The sequence below is a fragment of the Ruminococcus sp. OM06-36AC genome (assembly GCF_003438725.1).
Taxonomy (GTDB): Bacteria; Bacillota; Clostridia; order Oscillospirales; family Ruminococcaceae; genus Ruminococcus_C; species Ruminococcus_C callidus.
The window spans coordinates 1-5,962 of the sequence record NZ_QSTT01000041.1; the positions used below are offsets into that span (position 1 = coordinate 1).

Consider the following 5,962-nt stretch of genomic DNA (forward strand, 5'->3'; position numbering starts at 1 on the left):
TCATAGCGGTCAAGGGCAAGTTCATCTCGTTCCGACACCGACCAGACTGCCGCTGGAACGATACAGTCCTGCTTGGGTTCGATGGTCAGATAGGAACCGGTCTTGCTGCCCTTGAACAGCAGCTGGTAATTTGGAATCTCCGCAGTCCCCACAATTCTGGCATCCGGGCAGCGGAACTGCATCTGTTTCACGTTCAGATTGCTGCCATAGGCAAGGTAAAACTTTTTCATGCAATCAAATCCTTTCTGAAAGGGATACCCTTTCACCACCATAAGACCGCCGAAGCGGTCTGGTGTAGCTGGTAGCAAAAGGCTGTCCCTTTATCTGCCGAACCGGAAAGCGGCATCGCCATCAAGGTTCTTGGTAAGAAAATTTCTCGCAGTGGCGAACTCCTCGCCGACCAGTCCCAGCCGAATCAGCCATGTTCGCATGGCGAATTTCGGGTTTTCCGTTTGCTGTGGTTTCGGGCTGGCGGTTCGCAGTCCCTTTGCCATTTCGGAAAGGGCAAGGCAAAGCTGAATGTAGCTTTTCAGCTGTCCGGCATGGAGTCCGTTTTTCTTTTCAGCTGTAGGCTTGTCGAATTGGAACAACCGGAATTCAATTGTGCCTTTTGTAAAAGTTGCGTGATAGTTCAGCATATGGTATCGGCTGTCATTGTAGTGCTGATTTCTGCCGTAATTTGCCCCGTTCGCCGTATACCAGATGTCTGCGAACTGTGCCATGTTGGTGGGCTTTTTTCGGTTCAGCTGTTCGATGAATTGGGGATTGACCGTTCTGCAATATCGGTTCATTCTGCCTTGGTCGATTTTCAGGGCATCTGCAATCAGCCGTTCGTGGCTTGCCATCAGGTTTGCAAGGTTTCTGAGGCTCTGCGGTGTGTGACCGTTGGCACCGATGTGAATGTGTACTCCGGCTCCGATGCCTGCATGGCTGATTGCTCCGGCTTTGCGAAGCTTTCTTACCAGTTCCTGCAAGGTTTCAATGTCCTCGTATTTCAGAATCGGCGTGACCAGTTCGCACTTTTCGGCATCGCATCCTGCAATGCTGACGTCTTTCTGGAATTTCCATTCTCTGCCCTGTGCATCCCAAGTTGACCAGGTGCTGTATCCGTTTCGGCTTGCTGTGAATTCGTATCTGCCTGTTCCGAAAAAGTCTGCGGCAAGCTTTGCAGCTCGCTCTCTTGTGATGTGGTTCATCTCAATTTCAACCCCAATGGTCTGCTTTTTCAGGTTTTCAATCTGTCTTTCTGTTTTAGCGTTCATAGTGTTTTCCTCCGTAATTTCGGGCTTTTTGTCCTTTCGTTGTACCCATATTAACTCTAAACGGAGGAGATAGCAAGCGGCTAAATCTACAGAAAATGCGGGCAAAAGATTGTGTAGAATACACCCTTGCAATCCTTGCGATTGTATGGTAACATACATTACAATGGAGGAGGTGCCGCCTTATTTTTTCGCCTCGGATACGGTCTGGAAACTGTCAATTTCGGGAATCAGAGCAAGGGAAGAACCGTTTTCCCACCGCATATGAATGCTGCCCGCATCATCAATATGTGTGACCTCGCCAACTGTTCCGGGAAGAACCGGATATTTTTCATTTCGCATAGAAATCAGCTGTAATTTTGTCCCTTTTGGATACTGCTTTCGGAGTTGTTCCAGATATGATTCACTCGGAAACTGCATCCGTATCACCAACCTTTCTGAATGCGGAATTGCCGGACAGATGCCGGAGTATGACTTTTCTTGTCGCCTTGAATTCTGCACCCACCATTCCCAGACGAATCAGGAAACACCGCATGGTGTACTTGGGATTGTCGGAGGTGTCCGGCTTGCGGTTAATGCGGCTCTGGTTCTTGGCAAATTCGCAGAGCATGGAAATGAAAGTACAGTAGGCATCTGCATCACCATCCTGTTCGACTGTAAACCAAGGGAATTCCACCTTTTCATCAGACGGAATGATGTCCAAACAGTCGGTTTGAAAAGCAGCCTGAAAAAGGGAAGCCTTGTTTTCGCAGATTTGTCGGAGATTGCCCAGTGTATGTTCCGTGAAGAAATCAGCTGGCATCTGTACCGTCAAGCCTTTGGATTCCGGCTCTGATGTGTCTGGAACAACATAGCCCTGATTTTCCAGTTCGGCAAGAAGCCGTTCTGTTTCCTTATGGTCGACTTGGTCACTGATTTCCAGATCCCCGGACTTGGTAACGGTGTAGCATTCCCCGATTTTGTAGGCACAGGTGGGCATATACTGATATTCCGCCGTTGTTCCAATGATCGTGGCTATCGCCCATGCCAGTTTCTTTCGTTCATTTCCAGCCCGTCCAAATGCAATTATCATATGTTTTCCTCCCGATTTTCGGTGATTTGCCTTTCGGCAGTACATATGTTAACTCTTTTTTCCACAGATAGCAACTGTGAGATGTGGAGAATGTTTCGGCGGTCATTTGTGAGAATCAGACAGATGCGATTCGTTCTTCTGCTTTTTTGCAATAGACTGGATTTAGTTCAATTCCGATACACTGCCGATGCAGTCGCTTGGCAACTGCACCAGTAGTTCCGCTTCCGAAGAACGGATCAAGAACCACACCATCTTCTGGACAGCCTGCCAAAATACAGGGTTCTACCAATTGCTCCGGAAACATAGCGAAATGTTCTCCCATGCGGTAAGAGTTGGTGCTGATATTCCAGACATCCCGCTTGTTTCGCATGGTTTTTCCCTGCATTCGTTCGTTGTAATCTGCCCCATTGATGCCCTGTTCCGAAAATCTACCATACTTGTTTCGACCGGAACGACCACGAGCGTATCGTTTTAGGCTGCTTTCCGCTGCAGGTTCCATAATTGCTGCTGCATTGTAGTAATACCGGCTGGATTTTGCAAACAAGAGCAAATGTTCATAAGACTTTGTGGGACGATCTTTTACACTTTCCGGCAGACAGTTGATCTTGTTCCAGATAATGTCCGAACGGAGATACCAACCATCTGCACGGAGGGCAAACGCCAACATCCATGGAATTCCAATCATATCTTTTGGTTTGATGGCATTCCATGTAGTTGGCATAGCAGCTGCAGCACTATCCGCCGGAATTTGATACGAATGCTTACAATGCGTAGGCTTTCGACCGATTCCTTTTCCACTTCCGGCATAGCTATCGGCGATGTTCAGCCACAAAGTTCCGTCTGGTCGAAGCGCTCGCCGTACTTCTCGAAATACGGCAGTCAGCTTTTGTATATACTGTTCTGGAGAATCTTCGATTCCAATTTGACCAGCATTGCCGTAATCCCGCAAGCCATAGTAAGGTGGGCTTGTGACACACATGAAGACGCTGTCATTTGGAAGTGTTCGCAGTCCTTCCAAGGCATCTGCACAGAGAATTTTAATCATCGGGAAGTTCCACTTCCTTTACCAGTTCAGAATATGCGATCTGCTTTCCATTCCGCACGACATACACATCATCGGAATTTCCGTCATGCAGCTTGATGTACCGTTCTACTGCCACATCCACAAATTTCGGTTCCAGTTCCACACCGAAGCACACACGATTTAGCTGTTCACAGGCAACAAGTGTAGATGCACTTCCCAGAAATCCATCCAGCACCATTCCGTTTGTCTGCGTACACTGGGAAATCAGATAGGCGATCAGCGGCACCGGCTTACTGGACGGATGTCCGCAGCCGTCCTCTTTGCTGTTTTTAATGCGGTCAAATTCAAATACCGTTTTCTGTTTCTGGTCACCATACCAGATATGCTTTCCGTCTTTTCTCCAGCCCCAGATAATCGGTTCATGGATATACTTCCAGTCGGTTCGGGTGAGAACAAGACGGTCTTTCTTCCAGACAAGTCCTGCACCGACCTTGAAGCCTGCATCTTCATACGCATCATGAAATACACGTGCCTTGGAGGTGGCATAAAACACATAAATGCTTGCATCCTTCGCCATGGCATCTTTGAATCTCTCAAATGCAGATTTTAGAAACGCATATCCTTTTTCATCATCAAGGTCATCATTCTTGATTTTGCCTGACGTGCTTTCCAGATTGACAAGATACGGCGGATCTGTGCAAACAAGATTTACTTTTGTGTCTCCAAGAAGTGCTGTATAGGTTTCCGGCAAAGTGGAATCACCGCAGATAACGGTATGCTTTCCAAGATGCCAGATGTCACCTATTTTGGATTTGCAGGGCTTTTCCAGTTCTGCATCTACATCAAAATCATCCTGTTTTGCTTCATCACTGTCAATATCGAAAAGGTCAGCAATTTCAGATTCATCAAAACCGGTCAAACCAAGGTCAAAACCGAGATTCTGTAATTCTTCCATCTCAACGGACAGCAGTTCTTCGTCCCAGCCAGCGTCCAATGCCATTCGGTTGTCAGCAAGAATGTACGCTTTCTTCTGTGCTTCCGTCAGATGGTCAACAAATACACAAGGGACTTCTGCAATACCTTCTTCTTTTGCGGCTTCAATCCTGCCGTGACCGGCGAGGACGTTATATTCCTTGTCAATGATGACAGGATTGACAAATCCGAATTCACGCAGGGAAGAACGAAGCTTCAGAATCTGTTCTTTGTTGTGTGTACGAGCATTATTTGCGTATGGTACTAACTTGTTGATGTCAACAAGCTGAAATTCTGTGGTCGTTGTCATCTGTAATTCCTCCTCTGCTGAATTCTGAGCATACCTCTCCGGGCGGCATCCATATTGCCTTTGACAGCCTGTCCCTTGATTGTGCGATATTGCTGTTTGGTCATGTTATTTTTCTGCTGTTTCAGTTCTCTCCAGAATTGAACATCTGCTTTCATGTATTTCTCACTTTCTGCTTCTCAGCAATTTTTCCATCATATCTTCCTGCGGATTGCCCTGAAATTCCACAGAGCAGTTTTCACGGACTATCTGAAAAATCTGATTCCAGATTTGGTTTGCCTGTTTCATGTAGTTCTGTGACATTGCAACATACGGAGAAGCAATTGCCGCACCAGTTGTAGGATGCTTGGAAATATATCCGTATTTGGTGACGATCTGCTCGCAGTGAATCCAACGGGAAATACTCATGGCATACTGTTCCACAAGCTGACGGCTGACGATCTTCTCACAGGAGCGTTCTTTCAGCCATTGATAGGTTTCTGTATACACATCATCTGCAAGGAGTTTTGTGCCGTCACGCTGTAATTCTTTCATGAAATCTCTGACAGGCGGTGTTTCAGCAGATTCTATATCCGCAGGCTGCATCATAACTTCCGCCGATTTTCCCTCAGCAATTTTCTCCGTGAGTGCCTTTCTTGGTCTTCCTGCACCCGGTCTTGCACCGCCTCGGTTTGTACCGTCTTTCGCCATGATGTCATCACCTCCGAAAATCAAAGAAATTCAAACAAAAATGCTAAATCAGGCATAAAAAATGCCGGCTGTAAAAGTCGGCAAAGTCAGATGTTATCGGTGTTTTTTCGTATTTATATCTCTGAGAGGGGTCAATAGGGTGTTTGAATACCCGTTTTTGTGCGTGAGAGGGAACGCCGGTCTGTAAAAAATTCACATTTAGCGATTTTTATCCCCCCACCAGCAGCATTTCAGACACAATCAATACCGATAGACGGGATTTCGGTCTTCCGTCCATGTCTTGCGGTCGTGGCAGGGCTTGCATAACGCCTGCCAGTTGCTTTCATCCCACATCAGATGCGGATCACCACGGTGAGGAATGATATGGTCGACCACGGTCGCTGCCGTGAACCGTCCCTGTGCCTTGCACCGCACACACAAGGGATGCTGGCGGAGGTACGCCTTGCTGAGCCTTTGCCACCTGCTGCCGTAGCCACGCTTGGCGGCAGACGGTCGGTCTGGGTGCAAGAGCTGATGCTCCGCACAATACAAACCGTTTGTCAAGTTGGGACAGCCGGGATGCTTGCATGGTTTCAGTGCCTTCCTCGGCATAAGGTTCACCTCCGGATACAAAAAGCCGCCTCGGATGATTCCATGGC

The 5,962-nt window shown here is 47.5% G+C and carries 8 protein-coding genes; all 8 read right to left on the reverse strand.

Translation table 11 applies throughout. The features are described from left to right. The coding region (locus DXB92_RS12695; protein WP_147330070.1) for a gamma-glutamylcyclotransferase family protein at positions 1-230 on the reverse strand (230 nt) is incomplete at its 3' end. Between the two features lie 90 nt (positions 231-320). Continuing rightward, positions 321-1,262 (reverse strand): amidoligase family protein, encoded by a 942-nt coding sequence (locus tag DXB92_RS12700; RefSeq protein WP_117734164.1) that lies wholly within the window; start codon positions 1,260-1,262, stop codon positions 321-323. A gap of 180 nt (positions 1,263-1,442) precedes the next feature. After that, positions 1,443-1,679 carry a DUF4314 domain-containing protein gene (locus DXB92_RS12705; protein ID WP_117734165.1) on the reverse strand — a complete coding sequence of 79 codons (237 nt, stop codon included), beginning with the start codon at positions 1,677-1,679 and terminating at the stop codon, positions 1,443-1,445. Beyond that, complete coding sequence (locus DXB92_RS12710; RefSeq protein WP_117734166.1) at positions 1,663-2,331, reverse strand: hypothetical protein; 669 nt, start codon at positions 2,329-2,331, stop codon at positions 1,663-1,665. The genes DXB92_RS12705 and DXB92_RS12710 overlap by 17 nt, the downstream gene beginning before the upstream one ends. A 115-nt stretch (positions 2,332-2,446) precedes the next feature. Beyond that, positions 2,447-3,376, reverse strand: a complete 930-nt coding sequence (locus DXB92_RS12715; protein ID WP_117734167.1) for a site-specific DNA-methyltransferase — start codon at positions 3,374-3,376, stop codon at positions 2,447-2,449. Further along, on the reverse strand, positions 3,369-4,637 hold the full coding sequence (locus DXB92_RS12720) for a DNA methyltransferase (RefSeq protein ID WP_117734168.1): 1,269 nt from the start codon (positions 4,635-4,637) through the stop codon (positions 3,369-3,371). Before DXB92_RS12720 ends, DXB92_RS12715 begins: the two co-directional genes overlap by 8 nt. A 162-nt stretch (positions 4,638-4,799) precedes the next feature. Further along, positions 4,800-5,324: a P27 family phage terminase small subunit gene (locus tag DXB92_RS12725; RefSeq protein ID WP_117734169.1), complete on the reverse strand. Its 525-nt coding sequence runs from the start codon at positions 5,322-5,324 to the stop codon at positions 4,800-4,802. 240 nt (positions 5,325-5,564) lie between these two features. After that, the gene (locus tag DXB92_RS12730; protein ID WP_117734170.1) at positions 5,565-5,915 is read right to left on the reverse strand and encodes an HNH endonuclease signature motif containing protein; all 351 of its coding nucleotides are present in this window, start codon (positions 5,913-5,915) and stop codon (positions 5,565-5,567) included. Positions 5,916-5,962: the final 47 nt, after the last annotated feature.